This window comes from Gemmatimonadota bacterium (assembly GCA_041390105.1).
In the GTDB taxonomy this organism is placed as follows: Bacteria; Gemmatimonadota; Gemmatimonadetes; order Longimicrobiales; family Gaopeijiaceae; genus JAGQIF01.
This window is the reverse complement of record JAWKQO010000002.1, coordinates 427,287-443,422: the sequence shown is the minus strand read 5'-3', so window position 1 is coordinate 443,422 and position 16,136 is coordinate 427,287. Positions and strand designations below refer to the sequence as shown.

Here is a 16,136-nt window from a genome sequence, read left to right as displayed (position 1 = left end):
CGCCCGCATCCCAGAGGTTTGGGAGTGAACGGGCGAGCCCCCGATGTCGGGACAAGCTGTCTTCAATACTAGTGCATTCGCTGGTCCCGCAAGAGTGTTTCAGTTTGGCCACGCTCCCCCCCCCGGAGCCGGCCTCTTGCCTAGCCGATCAGGGACCGGAACAGGGTGCCCAGCGAGAAGATCCGGCCCGGGTCGGCCCGCTCGGCCAGCACCTCGGCGGCAAGGGTGCGGAGGTGGGGGCTCCGGGCCACGCGCCAGGACACCAGATCCGCGACCCAGGCCCGGCGCAGCCACCGTTGGGCGGTGTGATACCCCCCGTAGCGGGGCCCCAACTCCCCCGCGATGCGCTCTGCGTAACCGGCCACCCCGGTGGCCTTGCCGAGACCGCCCCCCGCGTCCCCCCGTCCCAGCTCTTCACCCAGGACCTGGGCCGCGATCTCGGCCGATTCCATGGCCTTGCCGATCCCTTCTCCCGTGAAGGGATAGGTCGTGCCGAGGGTCTCCCCCACGGCCAGGACCTTGCCGCTGGGATGCAGGGGCCGCGTGCCCTCGAGCCCGGTGCGAAGCCGGGCGCCGCGCACCGCCCCCTCGGGCCCCCCGGCCAGAAGCTGGCGCGCCTCCGGGCTGTGCGCCTCGAAGCGCTGCAGCAGATCCCGGAGCGAGGCGGCCGCTCCCGCCACGTCCTGCTTGCGGGCCTGCTCGAAGAACAGCCCGACGCCGATGTTGAAGCGGCCCGGCCCCACCGGGAAGATCCACGCGTAGCCCGGGAGCACGGACCGGTCGAAGGAGATCAGAGGCTGGGCGAGGGGGGTGTCGGAGACGACATAGCGGCGCAGCGCCACCGCCGAAGGTGCCGTACGTTCCAGCATGCCGAGCGGCTCCAACAAGGAGGTGTCGGCACCGGTGGCGATGAGCACGAAGCGCCCGCCCACCCGGAGGCTGGCCTGGCCCGGTCGGACCTCCAGATCCACGAAGGGTCCGTCGGCCCCCAGACCCACCGCGCCTGCCTTCCCGCGAGCCAGGTGGGCGCCGGCCTCGGACGCCCGCCGGGCCAGCAGCTCGTCCAGCTGCACCCGGGGCAGCCCCACCATCTCCGTCGGAACGTCGAAGGTGACGCCTCGGGGGCTGGCCACCCGGAGCGTGTCGACGCGGTGGCCCAGCTGGTCCACCTCCCCACGTGCCCCACACCGTTCCAACGCCGCCAGCGCGTCGGGAATCAGAAGGTCGCCGCAGGCCTTGTCGCGCGGAAACGCAGCTCGCTCCAACAACAACACCGCCGCCCCGGCCCGGGCCAGGTGCCAGGCCGCCGTCGATCCCGCGGGTCCGGCGCCCACCACGATCGCGTCCCAGGTCCGACGAGCCTCGCCGCTCCCGACGGGGACCTGGCCCGCGCTCGCGTTCACGTCCCCGCCGCACGCCCGCGCCAACGCAGGTCCACTCGGAACGCTCGGTGGTCGGACGCCTCCCCTGTGAGCACCTCCGCCTCCACGCACTCGAACGCTTCGCCGAGCCAGAGGTAGTCGATGCGTTTGATGGGTCCGTTGGCCGGATAGGTGAGCCCGTCCCCGCGGCCGCAGCCTGCGAACGCATCCACCCATCCTGCTGCGGCGGGGGCGTCGATCACGCGCGTGCCCGGCTCCGCGTTGAAGTCGCCACCGAGTAGCACCGCGTCGTCCGCGGCCGTTGCCGCGTCGCGCCCTCGCGCCAACACCGTAGGAACCTCCTGCCAGCGGTAGGCGTCGTCGGGAGACGCGTCCAGGTGCGTGTTCAGCACCAGCAACGGACCCCAGGGCGTCGACACCCGCGCCTCCAGGATGCCCCGCGGCTCGTACGACCCGCCCGCTCGCGCCTGCGGGGGGTCGACCGGGAGGTGGACGAGGGTATCGCTGGCGAGGGGAAACCGTGAGAGGAGGGCGATGCCGTACTCGCCTCCGTCATAGTCGAGCGTGCGGCCGAAGGCGGCGTGCAGTCCGGTGGCCTCCGCGAGTCGTGCGATCTGATCCACGCCCCCCGACCGGGCCGTCCCCCGGTCCACCTCCTGAAGCAGCACCAGGTCTGCGTCGGCGTCCCGGACGACGGCGGCCACGCGCTCGAGGTTCTCGACACCCTGAGCGTCCTTGCCCGCGTGGATGTTGTAGACGAGCACCCGCAGCGTGGGCGGTGCGAGCGCTGCGGTCCGGGAGCAACCCGCCAGCAGCAGCACGAGGAGTGGTGCCGCACGCAGGAGTCGGCCCGGGTTCACCGCCGGATTCCGGTCGTCCTGGGCAAGGTCCGTCCTACGGCGCGCGCCACCTGCTCCAGCTCGTCCATGAGCGTGCTGAACGACGGAAGCGTCAGCGACTGGCGTCCGTCCGACAGGGCCTCCTCCGGTCGGGGATGCACCTCGACGATCAATCCATCCGCCCCCGCCGCGATCGCGGCACGCGAGAGCGCGCCCACCCATTCCCTGCGCCCCGCGGCATGGCTCGGATCGACGATGACCGGAAGGTGCGTGCGCTCCTTCAGCACGGGCACGGCGGCGAGATCCAGCGTGTTGCGCGTCGCCGTCTCGTAGGTGCGGATGCCGCGCTCGCAGAGCACCACGCGCGAGTTGCCCGCTGCCACCACGTACTCGGCGGCCAGCAGCAGTTCGTCGGTGGTTGCCATCATGCCTCGCTTGAGCAGCACGGGCGTGCCGAGCTCCCCCACCGCAGAGAGGAGGCGGAAGTTCTGCATGTTGCGGGCACCGATCTGCAGCATGTCGGCCCGCTCCGCCACCAGCGGCACATCCTCGGGCGCGACGACCTCGGTGACAATGCCCAGGCCGGTCTCCGCGCGAGCCTCGGCGAGCAGGTCCAGTCCCTCGACACCCAGCCCCTGGAAGCTGTACGGAGAGCTACGGGGCTTGAAAGCACCGCCGCGCAGCATGGCCGCACCAGCGGCCTGCACCGCGCGCGCAGCCTCCAGGATCTGCGTTCGTGACTCGACGGCACAGGGACCGGCGATGACCACCACCGCGTCCTCACCGAAGGTGACCTCTCCGACCCGCACCCGCCCCGGTCCGCCGTGACTCTCGCGGGAGACCAGTGGATAGGGCGGCGCCTCACGCCGGATCTCCCGCACACCGGGAAACGTCGCCAGCTCGGCGGCGAGGGAGCCCGCGCCCGGTCCGATCACGCCGACCAGCGTCTCGTTGGGGAGCTCGGAGATCTGCACCCGGAACCCGGCGTTCTCGACGAAGCGCAGCAGGTCTGCTTTCTGCTTGAGCGAACAGGATCGATCCAGCACCGCGATCATGCCGCCGCTCCCCGCAGAGCCCTCAGGAGCGCAGCGGCGTCCGCGCCCTGTTCGATCGCCTCCACCACCGCGCTTCCCACGATGGCGCCGTCGGCGTGCGCACCCAGCCGGCGCACGTCCTCCGCCGTGCGGATGCCGAATCCCGCCAACACGGGCCGCGGCGAACGCGCCCGCACCCGGTCCAGATAGGCCGCCACCTGGTCGTGCTGCGACGCGACGGCCGCACCGGTGGTCCCTGTCATGGTCACCGCGTACACGAAGCCTTCGCTCGCCGCACACAGCCGCGCCAAGCGCTCGTCCGGCGTCAACGGCGTCACCAGTTGGATGAGCGCCACGCCCTGCCCTCCCAAGGCCCGCCGCAGCGGACCCGACTCCTCGAAGGGCACGTCGGGGACGATCAACCCGCTCACACCCGACGCGCGCGCACGTTCGGCGAACGAGTCCAGTCCCATCTGCAGCACGGGGTTCAGATAGCTCATCAGCACCACCGGCCGCTCCAGGCGGGCCGCGGCCAGCGTGTCCAGGATGCCGCTCAGGGTGGCTCCGGCCGACAGTGCCCGTTCGCTGGCGCGCTGGATGGTCACGCCATCCGCCATCGGATCCGAGAACGGGATGCCGACCTCCAGGATGTCCACCTCCGCGGCCAGGTCCGGAAGGAGGTCCGCAAAGGCCTGGGGGTCGGGGAAGCCGCCGGTGACGTAGCCGACCAGCGCCGGCCGCCCGTCGGCTTGGGCGCCGCGGATGGCCGCCTCCAGGCGCTCACCACCCTGTGCGCTGAGGGGGCTCACCGGCCGCTCCCGCCCAGCACTCGGGCCAACGTCTCCAGGTCCTTGTCGCCTCGACCGGACAACCCCACCAGAATGATCCCTCCTTGGTGTTCGCGGGCCCACGCGGCCGCGCCCGCCAGCGCGTGCGCCGATTCCAGCGCGGGCAGGATGCCCTCCAGCGCACAGAGCGCCTTCACCCCTTCGAGCGCTTCGCGGTCGGAGACCGGCCGGTAGACCACCCGGCCGATCTCGTGCAGGAAAGCATGCTCGGGCCCGACCCCCGGATAGTCCAGACCCGCGGAGATCGATTCGGTGTCCACGATCTGACCGTGCGGATCCTGGATCAGCAGCGTGTGGGCGCCGTGTAGAACGCCGGGACGCCCGAACGCCACCGTGGCCGCGTTCTGGCCCAGCCCCAGCCCGTGTCCGCCGGCCTCCAGGCCCAGGATCTCCACGTCCGCATCGGCCAGGAACCCGTGGAAGAGTCCGATGGCGTTGGAGCCTCCCCCAACACAGGCGGCCACGGCATCGGGAAGCCGCCCGGCCTGCTCGACGATCTGCGCCCGAGCCTCGCGGCCGATCACCGCCTGGAGCTCGCGCACCATCCAGGGATAGGGGTGGGGTCCCACCACGGAGCCGATGAGGTAGTAGGTGCCCTCCGGATCCGCCACCCAGTCGCGGATGGCCTCGTCGATCGCGGCCCGCAGCGTCCGGTCTCCCGTCTTCACCTCGATGACTTCGGCACCGAGCGTTCGCATGCGCAGCACGTTGGGCGCCTGGCGGGCCGCGTCGACCTCGCCCATGTACACCGTGCAGGGCAGACCCAGCCGTGCGCACGCTGCTGCGCTGGCCACGCCGTGTTGTCCGGCACCCGTTTCGGCCACCACGCGGCGCGCACCCAGGCGCTGGGCCAGTAGTGCCTGACCGATGGCGTTGTTGATCTTGTGCGCGCCGGTGTGCGTCAGGTCCTCGCGCTTCAGCCAGACCTGCGCCCCCCAGGCCTCCGACAGGCGCGCGGCGTGCGTCAGCGCGGTGGGCCGACCGACCCAATCGCGCAGCTCGGCGGCCAGAGCGGCACGAAACGCCGGCTCCGCGAACGCCTCCCGCGCGCCTGCCTCCAGGCGCCCCACGGCGCCCATCAGGGTCTCCGGAACGAAGCGTCCCCCGTAGCGTCCGAAGCGACCGCGCTCGTCCGGCAGCGCACCACTCAGCAGGGCCTCCAGGCCCACCCCTTCGGTCTCGATCATGTGCTCATCATGGGCTGGATGCATTCTCCGCAGCGCGCACTGCCTGCACGAAGGCGCGGATGCGGCCCGCATCCTTACGACCGCCTTCCTCGACGCCGCTGGAGACGTCGACACCGTAGGGACGCACGCGCTCCACTGCGTCGGCCACGTTGTCCGGATCGAGTCCACCCGCCAGGACCAGTCGCCCGACCCGCGCCAGCGCGGTCGCGCGCATCCAGTTGGGCCGCACGCCCTGTCCGCCTCGGCCCGGCCCCTCCAACAACAGGGGCCGATGGAACCCGTAGGCCTCACGGAACCGGTTCGCGCGCTCGATGAGGTCGTCGGAGTCGTGGAAGACCGGCAGCAAGCGGGGACCCGGCACCTTCCCCAGGATGCCACGCCCGGGCTCGGTCTGCACCAGGTCGAGCGGCACCTGGGCGAGCACGGCGTCGACCTCTTCCACGGACGGATAGCGGAACACGCCGACCGTCGACACGAACGCCGGAATCTCGTCGGCCAGGGCCCGAGCCTCGGGAATCTCGACCTGACGGGGCGAGATGGCGAAGACCAGTCCCAGGGCGTCCGCCCCGGCGTCGACCGCCGCCCGGATGGCCTCGGTCGAGCGCACGCCGCAGATCTTGACCCGCACCCTCATGTCGTGGCCCCCCGTCCCGCCGCCAGCAGCTCCTCGACCGTGCTCCGCGGATCGTCGCTCCGCATGAGCGCGCTGCCCACCAACGCCATCCGGTATCCGAGTCGGGCCGCTTCGGCTGCGTCGGCAGGATGCGTGATGCCCGACTCGGCCACTGTGATCCAGTCCGCCGGAAGGGCCGGGCGTACCCGACTCAATCGGGCAGGATCCACCGCCAGGGTGGTCAGGTCACGCGTGTTGACACCCACCAGCAGGTCCACGGGACCCGACCCGCTCGAGCGCGCCGGGCTCAGCACGCGGCCGATGCGCTCCAGGTCCACTTCGTCGAACGCCTCCGCCAGCACGAAGAGGCCCAGCGCATGGGCGGCCGCGCACAACTCGTCCAAGGCCGCATCCGACAGGATACGCGCAATGAGCAGAACCCCGGAGGCGCCGGCCGCGCGGGCCTCCAGCACCTGGTGGACGTCCACCAGGAAGTCCTTCCGCATCACGGGAACGTCCACCGCGGCCACCGCCTGTTCCAGGTGCTCCAACGACCCGTGGAACTCGAGTGGCTCGGTCAGCACCGAGAGGCAGGCCGCGCCCCCCTGCTCGTACGCGCCCGCCCGCTGCAGTGGAGTCGCGCTCCCCCCACCGCTCTGGCCGAGCGCGCCCTCGGCGGGCGAGCGGAACTTGATCTCGCTGATCAGATCGAAGCGTTCGTGCAGGTGGATCGGTCGTGGCGGGGCCTGAGCCTCCGCCCGTCGCAGCAGCTCCGCGGCAGAGGTGTGGTCGCGGGCAAGGCGGGCGCGCTGCGCGCTCGACGCCGCCATGCGTTCCAGAAAGCCGCTCATGCCTGCGTCAGCTGGTCCAGGAAGGCACGTGCTTGCCCCGTCTCCAACACCTCCTGCGCACGCTGGACTCCCTTCTGCCAGGACGTCGCCACACCGGTCACCTCCAACGCCAGGCCGGCGGACAACACCAAGGCGTCCGCGTGCGGGCCCGCTTCGCCTTCGAAGACACTGCGCAGGGCGTTGGCATTGTAGGCCGGGTCGCCCCCGCGCAGGGCCGCCGGATCGCAGCGCCCGATGCCCACCTCCTCCGGGTCGCGCGTATGCTCGCGGACGCTTCCGGATCGCACGTCCAGCAACAGGAACGGACCCACGGGAGTGGCTTCGTCCCAACCCGGCTCACCGTGGACCACGAACGCCCGCGCCACTTCCATACCCGCAAGGGCGTCCGCCATGAGGCGCGCCATGTCGGCGCTGTAGGCGCCGATCACATGGAAGGGCGGCGCAGCGGGATTGGCCAACGGACCCAGGATGTTGAAGATCGTGCGAATGCCCAAGGCCTGCCGGACCGGCGCCACCGTACGCATGGCCGGATGGAAGTCGGGCGCGAACAGGAACACGAAGCCCTGGGCACGCAGGCGGGCGACCACCTCGTCGGCCCGCTGCGGCCGCTGGTACCCGAGGCGATCCAGCACGTCCGCCGCTCCCGAGGCGCTGGAGATGGAGCGGTTGCCATGCTTGACCACGGGCACGCCGGCGGCAGCGACAAGCAGCGCCGCGCCGGTCGAGAGGTTGTAGCTGCCGGACCCGTCGCCGCCCGTCCCCACGATGTCGACGGCAGGCAGGTCCGCAGGCAGCGCGACCCGGTGCGCGCGCGCCTGCAGCCCCTCCGCGAAGCCTCGGACCTCCGCGGCTGTCTCTCCCTTGCCATGAAGCGCCGCCAGCACGCCGCCCGACCAGATAGGGTCGGTGCGAGGATCGGTGAGCCGGTCGAGCAGCTCCTTCGCCTCTCCTTGTTCGAGATCCTCTCCCCTCACCAGCCGGTCCAGGACGTCGGCCATCGGAACGATCCTCCTTTGTTCAGCGCTGGGTCAGGAAGTTCTTGAGGAGACGCCCGCCTTCGGGCGTCAGGATGCTCTCGGGGTGGAACTGGACCCCTTCGATGGGCAGCTGCCGGTGTCGCACCCCCATCACCTCCCCGTCCGACGTGTAGGCGGACACCACCAGCCCGCTCTCTTCCGGCGGCTCGGCCACGGCCAACGAGTGGTAGCGGCCCGCCTCGAAGGGATTGGGCAACCCCTCGAACAGGGTGCGGTGGTCGTGGTACACGCGCGAGGTCTTCCCGTGCATGAGACGCCCGGCGCGGCCCACCTCCAGGCCGTGTGCAACCGCGATGGCCTGATGTCCCAGACAAACGCCCAGCACCGGGACCCGGCCGGCCGCGGCCCGGATCACGTCCACCGACGCGCCCGCGTCCGCGGGATGGCCCGGCCCGGGTGAGATCACCAGATGGGTCGGACGGGCATGATCGAGAATGTCGACCCCGACCTCGTCGTTGCGGCGTACGTCGACATCGGCGCCCAGGACCTGGAAGGCCTGCACGAGGTTGTAGGTGAAGGAATCGTAGTTGTCGATCAACAGCACGCGCGCCGACGTGGTCATAGTCCCTCCTGGGCCCAGGCCAGCGCGGACCTGAGCGCCTCGCTCTTGGCGAGAACCTCCTGGTATTCGCGGACGGGATCGCTGTCCGCCACGATGCCGGCGCCCGCCTGATAGGTGTAGCGTCCGTTCTCGAAGACCAGCGTGCGGATGGCGATGGCCTGGTCGAGCGTGCCGCCCGCCCCGAAGTATCCGACCGAGCCCGCATAGAACCCGCGTGGCGTCGGCTCCAACTGTCGGATGATCTCGCCGGCCCTGATCTTGGGCGCCCCTACCACGGTTCCCGCTGGGAACGCCGCGGCGAAGAGATCGAGACCATCTCTTCCCGGAGCCAGCACCCCGCGCACGCCGCTCACCATGTGGATGACGTGGCTGTAGCGCTCGATGGTGCGGTAGGGCGTGACCTGCACGCTGCCCGGTACCGCCACCCGCCCCAGGTCGTTGCGCGCCAGGTCCACCAACATCACGTGCTCGGCGTTCTCTTTGGGGTCCGCCAGCAGATCGCGGATGCGCTCTTCGTCCTCCGCTTCCGACGGGGCGCGCGGCCGGGTACCGGCGATCGGTCGCAGGCTGGCCTCGCGGCCGCTGAGTGTGACCAGTGCCTCGGGCGAGGAGCCCACGATCTGGAGGTCGCCGAAGTCCAGGTAGTAAAGGTAGGGCGAAGGATTGAGCAGGCGTAGCGCGCGATACACCTCGAAGGGATGCAGATCCGTCCGGCCGCTGAAGCCGATGGACAGCACGATCTGGTAGATGTCCCCCGCCTCGATGTGCCGTTTGGCGCGCAGCACCGCTTCGGTGAAGGCGTCGGGAGACAAGCTCCCGACCGGCGGCTCGTGCGTGCCGGCGGGCGCCGGCTCCGGAAGCGCTCCCCGCAGCGCTGTCACCACCTGCTGCCGCAGGGCCGCGCGCTCCTCCTCGGATCCATCGTGCAGCAGGCCGGCGCGCCGCGTCATGTGGTCGAAGACCAGCACCGAACGCGGCGCGAAGAACCGTCCCCGTGGGGGCTCCGGCGCAGGGCCGCGTTCGACCACCTCCTCGAACCAGCGGTGCAAGCCGAAGCCGAGCGCGCCCACCAGTCCCCCCGTGAAGGGCACCCCCGGCGGGGCCGGTCGGGGCCGGGGAGCGCGCTCCACGGCGGCCCGGATCTCGGCCAGAAGCTCGTTCCGACCAGACGGCAGCGGACGGCGCTCGCCATCCACCGTGATCCCGTCCCCGTCCAACCGGACCTCCAAGCCGACGCCCAGCCCGATGAAGGAGAAGCGCGCGATGCGCTCTCCGCCTTCGACGCTCTCGAGCAGGAAGCGCGGCTCGAGGGATTTCAGCTTCAGGTACGCGGACACCGGCGTATCCAGGTCCGCGGTGATGTCGAAGAACGATCGCATGTCCCGTCCGTGCGCTGAAAACGAAAACGCCCGCCTCCTTCGCGGAGGCGGGCGTCTGAAGACCCTGAAGATCCTGGGCCTAGCGGCCGGTGAGGACCTCCTCCGCGACACACGGGTGTGACCACCACCAGGACTGGTGGCGCCAGGACGCCGTCGCGGAGCTGCCGTGCCGAGTCATGGCCGAAGGGATAGGGGCCGGGGCGGACGCCGTCAAGATCGGCTGGCACTGGCGAGGCCGGCACCTTCGTACGAAGGTGGGGACATGGCCAATTCCAAGCCGAAGTCGAAGCGGAACCGGCGGCGCGCCCTGCGCCGCTTGCGGGGCCGAGCCAAGGCGAAGGCGCCCGGCGCCGCTCCGGGGACGCTCGTCCACACCGGCGTGGCCCGTGAGGGGCCGGTCACCATCACGGCACTGGACTTCGATGGGACCCGCATCGACGAAAAGACCCTTCCGGACGCGGAGGCCTGCCGGGCTCTGGTGGCACAGCCCGGGATCACCTGGATCAATGTCGACGGGCTGCACGACACCGCCCTGATCGAGGCCATCGGGACCCGGTTCGGCATCCACAAGCTGGTCCTCGAGGACATCGTGCATCCGACGCAGCGGGCGAAGGCGGAGGCCTACGAAGGCCACCTCTTCATCGTGCTGCGCATGTTGCGCATCGATGCGGAGGCCATGGAGGTCAGCGACGAACAGGTCAGCCTCATCCTGGGACCCGACTACGTGCTCTCCTTCCAGGAGACGCCCGGAGACGTCTTCGACCCGGTGCGCGACCGTCTCAAGTCGGCACGGGGCATCATCCGCACGCGCGGGGCCGACTACCTGGCCTATGCGCTCATCGACGCCGTGGTCGACCACTACTTCCATGTGGTGGAGGTCATCTCCGACCAGGCGGACGTGCTGGAGGAAGGGCTCCTGGACGAGGCGGGCATCCACAGCGGGGGAGCCATCCACCACCTGAAGCGCGAGGCCCTGATCCTGCGGCGGGCCGTTTGGCCGCTGCGCGACGCCGTGAGTACCCTGTACCGCGATGAGTCGCCTCTCATCCAGCGCGAGACGCGCACGTTCCTGCGGGACGTCTACGACCACACGGTGCAGGTGATCGACGCCATCGAGACCATGCGTGACGTACTCACCGGCGCCATGGACCTCCAGCTCTCCATCCAGAGCAATCGCATGAACGAGGTGATGAAGGTGCTGACCATCATGGCCAGCATCTTCATTCCGCTCTCCTTCCTGGCCGGGCTCTACGGCATGAACTTCGACGACATGCCCGAGCTGCACCTGCGCTGGGGGTATCCCGCCCTGCTCGGGGTCATGGTGAGCGTGGTGATCGGCATGCTGGTCTTCTTCCGACGAAAGCGATGGCTCTAGGGACGTTCTGCACCAGTGGGGTACCCCGCGCGCAGGGGGCTCGCGGGCGTTCAGGCAAGGAACGACGACGAGTCGTAGCAGGGCTACGGCGAGGAGGAGAGACGATGCATCAACCCTGCGACCCCCCTGCGCCCGCCACGTTGCGAGTGAAAGCCATGCAAGGACGTGGGTTCGGGCGGCACGGCCCCGCCCCCTTCGTTGGTGCTCCTCGACGTAGCGACGGCTATGCCATCGTCGCGCCGCCTTGGGCTCGGGGCCGTGGCGCTCCGAACGCGGGGTACCCCACTGGTGCAGAGCGTCCCTAATGCAAGTCCCGGGCGACTCCACCGCCCTGGCCGAGATCACGCAGGGTGCGGTACGCACCGTGCGGGGGTGGCTGGACACCCATCTCATCACCCTGAGCGGTCAGGACATCGCCGTATCCGACGTCCTGGCGGGCCTGCTGGTGCTGGCCCTGGGTTGGCTCCTCGCACGCATGAGCCGCCGCGTGGTGGCGGGCTTGTTCCGAGCCCGCCGCGTGTACGACGAAGGCCTGATCGGTACGGTCCAGCGCCTGGTGAAGTACGCGATCCTGGTCATCGTGCTGTTCATGGCGCTCGACCAGGTTGGAATCGACCTCTCGACGCTGTTCGCGGCCGGTGCCATCGCGGCCGTGGCCATCGGGTTCGCGCTCCAGACCATCCTGCAGAACTTCGTGGCGGGGATCATCCTGCTGTTGGAGCGCAGCATCACGCCGCTGGACGTCCTGAACATCGATGGACAGATCGTACGCGTGGTCGATATGCGGATCCGGTCCACCATCGTGCGCACGTTGGATGAAGAGGAGATCATCATCCCCAACTCGCAGTTGGTGCAGAACAGCGTCAAGAACTACACGCTGCGGGACAACTTGTACCGGCTCCGCACCCAGGTGGGAGTGGCCTACGGCTCTGACGTGGATGAGGTGTTCGAGGTCCTCAGGCAGGCCGCCAAATCCGTCTCCCACCAGGAAGAGAAGCGTGAGCCCCGCATCCTCTTCTGGGCTTTCGGGTCCTCGTCCCTCGACTTCGACGTCTCCATCTGGGTGCGCGACGTCTGGACGACCCGCATCACGCGGTCCGAGTTGAACCACGTCATCTGGCGCTACCTGAGGGACGCGGGGATCACGGTGGCGTTCCCGCAACTCGACGTGCACCTGGATCGTCCCGTCGTGGACGCGCTCCGGGGCCGGGTCCAGGACGAGGTCGAGCCCGGCTGATCGTCGGCATCAGCAGCCGGCCAGGCGGACCACGGTCTCCATGGTGGCGTCGACCACGGACGCCATGAACGCGTAGTCCAGCGTGGCGGCCACATCAGTGGGCCGATGGTAGTGTGGGTTCCGCAGGAAGGCGGTGTCGGTGACCATCAAGGCCGGATAGCCCTCCGACCAGAAGCTGGCGTTGTCCGACAGGCGGGTCTGCCACACCAGCCAGCCACGCAGGGGCGTCACCAGCGGCACCAGCGGCAGCTCAGGCGCCGCCACCCGCGCGGCCTCCCGGAACGTCCGCAACAGACGCCGCGACTGCCCGTCACCCGTCACGGCCAGGAAGTTTCCCACCCGAGGTATGCGCTTCCAGGCGATCAACGCCGGCACCCGCTGGGACCCGGGCCGCTCGTCCGAGTAGCCGATCATCTCGAAAACCAGGGCTCCCGCATAGCGCACCCCCGCGCGACGGGCCTCGCGCGCATGGTGACGACTCCCCACGCGGTAGGTGGTACGCTGCGACTCCTCGAGATCGAACGCCACCAGCTCGACCGTCGCCCGCGGTCGGCGCCCGGCGAGCAGTCGGGCGCATTCCAGCACGCCCGCGACTCCACTGGCGTTGTCGTCGGCGCCGGGACTACCGGCCACGGTGTCGTAGTGGGCGGCGATCACGACGCGCGGGGCGCCGGCATCGGTGCCCGGGATCTCCGCCACCACGTTGTGATGGGTCCGCTCCCGGAAGACGAAGGGTCGTAGCTCCGGCGCGAGCCCTACGGCCTCCAGCTGACGGCGGATGTAGTGGGCGGCCTTGGCGTGCGCTTCCGGGGTGCGCTCCGGATGCCGTACGCCCTCGAGGTCGCGGACGTGTCCCTCAAGGCGAGTTGGATCGGCGCCGGCGCGCTGCTCGCTGGCGCCGCTCAGGGCCGCACACCCACCGGCGTCATCCTCCAGAAGCCGATGCCGCCCGACTGATGACCCAGGTCCACGCTGGCAACGCGCTCTCGACGCTCGAGGTCGAATACGTCGAGCGTGCCTTTCACCGACCCGATGGCCTCGTTGGTGACGAACGCGTAGCGGCTGTCCGGGCTGGCGACCACGCCGTGGGTGATGGGTCGGCTCGTCGGGATGCGAGCCACTTCGCGCCCGCTCTCCAGATCGATGAGGGCCACCGCCTGCTCGCTCTTGAGCGTAGCGACCAGCAAGCGGCCGTCTTCGGTGGCCTCGAGGTTGTAGGGCGCCTTGCCCGTGGGAATGTGGCGGCGCACCGACCAGGACTCGACGTCCACCTCCAGGATCTCACCGTGCTTGTTGCACGCGACGTAGACGAACCCCGCGCGCCCACCGGCGCCCGGCTCCGCCCAGGTCGGGGAGCACACCTCCCCCGCGGCCATCGCCGCCCGCTGGCGGTGGGCCGCGTGATCCATGGCGGCATCTTGGCCCATATGCTGGCCACGATCCTCCAGCGCCAAGGCCCCTTCCGAGCCCGGAGTGACCGACAGCCGGCGACTCACCTCGAATGTTCCCAGATCGATCTCCACGAGCTGATCGGAGTGCATGCACGCAGAGTACTGTCGGTTCCCGGTCCGATCGAGGCGACTTCCATGCGGCATGAGGCAGGTGGGGATGCGGGCCACCTCCATCATTTGCGGGGTGTAGACCACGGAGACGTCCGAAGGCACCATGTCGCCGTGGAGATTGAAGTTGGCCACGAACATGAACTGGCCGTCCGGCGTCACTCCCATGGTGGCCGGGAACAGGCCCAACGTCGCGCGGCCCACCAGCGTGTCCGGACCTGCGTGGAACTTCCACAACGAGCCGTACGGCGTTCCATGGGCTACGGTGACATACCAGAAATCGCCATCGGGTGAGACGGTGATGCCGTGGGCCCCGTCGTTGTCAGCGGGCATGATCCCGACCGGGATCTCCTTCTCCACCCGCGCCCCCTTTCCTGGAGCGAACACCACGCGGCTGACGAGGTCGGAGGACTCGTTGGCGACGTAGACGCGGTATTCAGCGGGGCGCGTGCCGCGGGCCTCGGGGTCGGACTGAGCGGCCAGCAAGGTGGTGCAGCCGAACAGATAGGCGAGAGCGAGCCCGGCCCAGCGCATGCCGCCGGCAGCGGTGCCGCGGGCTTTCCGCCTCGCCCCGCGTCCGGCTCCGGCGCCCGAACGCAAAGAGGGAGGCGGGGCCTGGAACCCGCCTCCCTCCGCAACGTGGGCGGGACTGGAGAAGTCCGTCAGGGCTACTCCCACTCCTCCTCTTCTTCCTCCCACTCCTCGTCCCACTCTTCGTCCTCGTCGTCGTCCTCGTCGTCGTCCTCGTCCCAGTCGAAGTCCTCGTCCCCTTCTTCCACGTCGTCGAGGTCACCCTCGAAGCTCTCCTCGTCCTCGTCCCAATCGTCCCGCATCCGGATCTCATCGACGGAATCCACGACCGACCACGTAAGCGTGTCCATCGCCCTCGGGTGCCTCCCTTAAACGTGTTGGAGAAGGTGGACCGGCCCGAAACTCCCGAATCGTCTCGCGCCGCACAGCAGGCCTGCCGCCTGTCACGCCCTTATAGGTCGCCGCTCGGGGGGTGTCAAGCGCCCTCAGTCCGCCGGTGTAGGTCGCGGGGCCGCCGGATGTTCCCGTGACCACGCCACCGAAGGGCCACGGAGCGCCGGGCAGAGCCTCGTCGGAAGCGTCCTGAAGCGTGGCCTCCGAGGCCCGAAGTGGATAGAATCGGAGACTCCCGGCGTATCCCCCTGAGGAATCGCTGGCTCAACACTGCCGCTCAGCCGGAGACCGCTTTGCGCAGGATCACCGTTGTCACCCTGCTTGCGTGCCTCGCCCCCGTCGCGTGCGGGAAGAGCGGCGCCTATGGAGACGCCAACAGCATCATCGTGGGCGTCCCCAATGAGCTCTGGGAGGTCGTGTCGGGGTCGACGCGCGAAGCGCTGGAGCGCCGGGTCTTCACCGTCGCGGACGAGAAGGCGTTCACCGTCACGCAGATCGACCCGCGGGAGGCGGACTGGAACAACCTCCGCCAGTTCAAGCAGGTGCTCCTCATGGGGGGCGAGAACGAGCCTTGGATCCAGGAGGCGCTGGAGCGCCGCGAGGGCAACGTGGCACTCGCTCCCCCCCAGATCCTGCAGGCGCACGACGTCTGGGCCCGAAGCCAGCTGGTCACGATCGTGCTGCTCAACGAAGGCGACCCATCCGCGCAGGTGGAGCGGCTGCTCCCCGAGCTGTCCTCGCTCTACGAGGAGCAGTACCGGGCGTACGTGGTGGCCCGCATGTTCCTCACCGGGCGGGACACGGCGCTCGCCGATACGCTCCGGCAGCAGGCGGGCTTCGAGCTACTGCTTCCCGAAGTCTATCGCTGGCAGCATCAGGACAGCACCTATGTCTTCCGCAACGACAACCCCGACCCCTCGGAGCTGATCCGGCAGGTCGCCGTGACCTGGTGGAGCCCCGTCCCTCCCAACGTCCAGCCGGAGACGCTGCTCGGTTGGCGGGACGAGATCGCCAAGAAGTACTACCAGGATGAGCAGGTCGTGAAGTTGGAGGGCGTCCAGGGCGGGCCAGGCACCATCGCCGGGCATCAGGCCTACGAGATCCGCGCAACCTGGGAGAATCCCCCTGGAGGGTGGCCGGCTGGCGGACCCATCCTGATGCGGGCCATCGTGTGCGAGGATCAGGATCGCCTGTACCTGCTCGATGCCTGGCTGTATGCGCCGGGGAAAGAGAAGTACGAGTACATGATCCAACTCGAGACCATTCTGAACTCGTTCCGTTGCGGCTGAGACACGCGGCAGAGGCGGTA

Annotated in this window: 16 protein-coding genes; 3 read left to right on the top strand and 13 right to left on the bottom strand. The window is 69.7% G+C overall.

Annotation, left to right across the window (positions count from 1 at the left end; translation table 11 throughout):
- Positions 1 to 140: 140 nt before the first annotated feature.
- Genes R3E10_11270 through R3E10_11225 form a run of 10 tightly spaced genes read right to left on the bottom strand, consistent with a single transcriptional unit; the run spans position 141 to position 9,732 of the window.
- The gene (locus R3E10_11270) at positions 141 to 1,403 is read right to left on the bottom strand and encodes a geranylgeranyl reductase family protein (GenBank protein ID MEZ4416315.1); all 1,263 of its coding nucleotides are present in this window, start codon (positions 1,401 to 1,403) and stop codon (positions 141 to 143) included.
- Entirely contained in the window at positions 1,400 to 2,242 is an 843-nt protein-coding gene (locus R3E10_11265) for an endonuclease/exonuclease/phosphatase family protein (protein ID MEZ4416314.1), read from the bottom strand. Before R3E10_11265 ends, R3E10_11270 begins: the two co-directional genes overlap by 4 nt.
- Positions 2,239 to 3,276, bottom strand: coding sequence for a 3-deoxy-7-phosphoheptulonate synthase (aroF, locus tag R3E10_11260; protein MEZ4416313.1), 1,038 nt, complete (start codon positions 3,274 to 3,276; stop codon positions 2,239 to 2,241). The genes R3E10_11265 and aroF overlap by 4 nt, the downstream gene beginning before the upstream one ends.
- Positions 3,273 to 4,064, bottom strand: a complete 792-nt coding sequence (gene trpA / locus R3E10_11255; GenBank protein MEZ4416312.1) for a tryptophan synthase subunit alpha — start codon at positions 4,062 to 4,064, stop codon at positions 3,273 to 3,275. The genes aroF and trpA overlap by 4 nt, the downstream gene beginning before the upstream one ends.
- A complete protein-coding gene (gene trpB / locus R3E10_11250) occupies positions 4,061 to 5,290 on the bottom strand; it encodes a tryptophan synthase subunit beta (protein MEZ4416311.1) in 1,230 nt (409 codons plus the stop codon). The genes trpA and trpB overlap by 4 nt, the downstream gene beginning before the upstream one ends.
- 7 nt (positions 5,291 to 5,297) lie before the next feature.
- The gene (locus R3E10_11245) at positions 5,298 to 5,924 is read right to left on the bottom strand and encodes a phosphoribosylanthranilate isomerase (GenBank protein ID MEZ4416310.1); all 627 of its coding nucleotides are present in this window, start codon (positions 5,922 to 5,924) and stop codon (positions 5,298 to 5,300) included.
- Positions 5,921 to 6,754 carry an indole-3-glycerol phosphate synthase TrpC gene (locus tag R3E10_11240; protein MEZ4416309.1) on the bottom strand — a complete coding sequence of 278 codons (834 nt, stop codon included), beginning with the start codon at positions 6,752 to 6,754 and terminating at the stop codon, positions 5,921 to 5,923. Before R3E10_11240 ends, R3E10_11245 begins: the two co-directional genes overlap by 4 nt.
- Positions 6,751 to 7,752 carry an anthranilate phosphoribosyltransferase gene (gene trpD / locus R3E10_11235; protein MEZ4416308.1) on the bottom strand — a complete coding sequence of 334 codons (1,002 nt, stop codon included), beginning with the start codon at positions 7,750 to 7,752 and terminating at the stop codon, positions 6,751 to 6,753. The genes R3E10_11240 and trpD overlap by 4 nt, the downstream gene beginning before the upstream one ends.
- 19 nt (positions 7,753 to 7,771) lie before the next feature.
- Positions 7,772 to 8,353 (bottom strand): aminodeoxychorismate/anthranilate synthase component II, encoded by a 582-nt coding sequence (locus R3E10_11230; protein ID MEZ4416307.1) that lies wholly within the window; start codon positions 8,351 to 8,353, stop codon positions 7,772 to 7,774.
- Positions 8,350 to 9,732, bottom strand: coding sequence for an anthranilate synthase component I family protein (locus R3E10_11225; GenBank protein ID MEZ4416306.1), 1,383 nt, complete (start codon positions 9,730 to 9,732; stop codon positions 8,350 to 8,352). The genes R3E10_11230 and R3E10_11225 overlap by 4 nt, the downstream gene beginning before the upstream one ends.
- 262 nt (positions 9,733 to 9,994) lie before the next feature.
- On the opposite strand from R3E10_11225, the gene corA reads away from it, so the two are divergent.
- Both corA and R3E10_11215 read left to right on the top strand, forming a co-directional pair.
- Positions 9,995 to 11,107, top strand: a complete 1,113-nt coding sequence (gene corA, locus R3E10_11220) for a magnesium/cobalt transporter CorA (GenBank protein ID MEZ4416305.1) — start codon at positions 9,995 to 9,997, stop codon at positions 11,105 to 11,107.
- A gap of 304 nt (positions 11,108 to 11,411) precedes the next feature.
- The gene (locus R3E10_11215; GenBank protein ID MEZ4416304.1) at positions 11,412 to 12,344 is read left to right on the top strand and encodes a mechanosensitive ion channel; all 933 of its coding nucleotides are present in this window, start codon (positions 11,412 to 11,414) and stop codon (positions 12,342 to 12,344) included.
- Between the two features lie 9 nt (positions 12,345 to 12,353).
- On the opposite strand, the gene R3E10_11210 is transcribed toward R3E10_11215, so the two are convergent.
- The 3 genes from R3E10_11210 to R3E10_11200 all read right to left on the bottom strand — a co-directional run bounded on the left by R3E10_11210 (position 12,354) and on the right by R3E10_11200 (position 14,784).
- A complete protein-coding gene (locus tag R3E10_11210; GenBank protein ID MEZ4416303.1) occupies positions 12,354 to 13,046 on the bottom strand; it encodes a M28 family peptidase in 693 nt (230 codons plus the stop codon).
- 200 nt (positions 13,047 to 13,246) lie between these two features.
- Positions 13,247 to 14,581, bottom strand: coding sequence for a YncE family protein (locus R3E10_11205; GenBank protein ID MEZ4416302.1), 1,335 nt, complete (start codon positions 14,579 to 14,581; stop codon positions 13,247 to 13,249).
- The gene (locus R3E10_11200; protein ID MEZ4416301.1) at positions 14,572 to 14,784 is read right to left on the bottom strand and encodes a hypothetical protein; all 213 of its coding nucleotides are present in this window, start codon (positions 14,782 to 14,784) and stop codon (positions 14,572 to 14,574) included. The genes R3E10_11205 and R3E10_11200 overlap by 10 nt, the downstream gene beginning before the upstream one ends.
- Positions 14,785 to 15,120: 336 nt before the next feature.
- Between R3E10_11200 and R3E10_11195 the strand changes: the two genes are divergently transcribed.
- Positions 15,121 to 16,116: a DUF4837 family protein gene (locus tag R3E10_11195; protein MEZ4416300.1), complete on the top strand. Its 996-nt coding sequence runs from the start codon at positions 15,121 to 15,123 to the stop codon at positions 16,114 to 16,116.
- Positions 16,117 to 16,136 lie beyond the last annotated feature (20 nt).